General features: G+C 71.7%; 1 protein-coding gene. It reads left to right on the top strand.

Annotated features, from left to right (window positions below; all coding sequences use genetic code 11):
* Positions 1–1,581: bifunctional (p)ppGpp synthetase/guanosine-3',5'-bis(diphosphate) 3'-pyrophosphohydrolase (locus D588_RS0117540; RefSeq protein WP_017916907.1), on the top strand; the 1,581-nt coding region annotated here is incomplete at both ends.

The following is a 1,581-nucleotide window of genomic DNA, read 5'->3' as shown; positions in this document are numbered from 1 at the left end:
GGCGCCACCGGCGCGGGCGCAGGCGGTGGCCGGCCTGCTGGAGGCGCAGGACGCCGCCGACCCGGTGTGGGCGCTGCATGCCGGGCGCGAGGCCGGGCGCAACAGCGAGGGCCTGCGCCGGCTGCTGCTGTCGATCGTGCAGGACCTGCGGGTGGTGCCGATCCTGCTGGCGCGGCAACTGGCGCAGATGCGCGTGGCCGACAAGGCGCCGGAGGCGCAGCGCCGCGCGCTGGCGCAGCTGACCCGCGACATCCACGCGCCGCTGGCCAACCGCCTGGGCATCTGGCAGCTGAAATGGGAACTGGAGGATCTGGCGTTCCGGCACCTGGAGCCGGACACCTACCGGCGCATCGCCCGCGAAGTCGACGAGAGCCGGGTGGCGCGCGAGCGCTACATCGAGGCGGTCAAGAAGATCCTGTCCAAGGCGCTGGCCGAGCAGGGCCTGCGCGCGGAGATCAGCGGGCGGCCAAAGCACATCTACAGCATCTGGCGGAAGATGCAGAAGAAGCGCCTGGCCTTCGACCAGCTCTACGACCTGCGCGCGGTGCGGGTGATGGTCGACGACGTCGCCGCCTGCTATGCCGCGCTGGGCGTGGTGCACGCGCTGTGGGCGCCGGTGCCCAGCGAGTTCGACGACTACATCGCCCGGCCCAAGGCCAACGATTACCGCTCGCTGCACACCGCCGTGGTCGGCCCGGAAGGGCGCACGATCGAGGTGCAGATCCGCACCCACGACATGCATGCGCAGGCCGAGCTGGGCGTGGCCGCGCACTGGAAGTACAAGGAAGGCGGCAAGGGTGCGGAGAAGGCCTTCGACCGCAAGATCACCTGGATGCGCCAGTTGCTGGAGCAGTCGCAGGACGGCGAGCAGGGCGGGCTGGCCGGGGCGCTGGACGCCGAACTGGTCGAGGACCGGGTCTATGCCTTGACCCCGATGGGCGAGGTGATCGACCTGCCGCAGGGCGCCACGCCGCTGGATTTCGCCTACCACGTGCACACCATGGTCGGGCACCGCTGTCGCGGCGCCAAGGTCAACAACCGCATCGTGCCGCTGACCCACAAGCTGCGCAGCGGCGACCGCGTGGAGATCCTCACCGGCAAGGAGGCAGAGCCGCGCCGCGACTGGCTGCTGCCGGCCAATGGCTACCTGGCCAGCGGGCGTTCGCGCGACAAGGTGCGCGCCTGGTTCCACAAGCTGGACCGCGCGCGCAACGTGCAGGCAGGCAAGGAACTGCTGGAGCGTGAGCTCAAGCGCCTGGGGCTGCAGCACGCCGACCTGTTGCCGGCGGCGAAGAAGTTCCATGCCGACGGCGTGGAGGAACTGTACATCCAGGTGGCGCTGGGCGACGTCGGCCCCAGCCAGGTCGGGCGCGCCCTGCACGAGGCCGAGCGCGCCGCGGCGCAGCCGGCCACGCCGGCCATGCCACGGCCCACCGCCCGCCGCACCGGCCTGGGCAAGTCCAAGTTCACCGTGCAGGGCGTCGGCAATCTGCTGGTGCAACTGGCGCGCTGCTGCCAGCCGGTGGCCGGCGAGCCGATCGCCGGCTACCTGACCCGCACCCGCGGCGTCACCGTGCACCG

It is taken from the genome of Xanthomonas sp. SHU 308, from assembly GCF_000364645.1.
Lineage (GTDB): Bacteria > Pseudomonadota > Gammaproteobacteria > Xanthomonadales > Xanthomonadaceae > Xanthomonas_A > Xanthomonas_A sontii.
The sequence above is the reverse complement of the archived record's forward strand: the minus strand, read 5'-3'. Positions and strand labels throughout refer to the sequence as shown.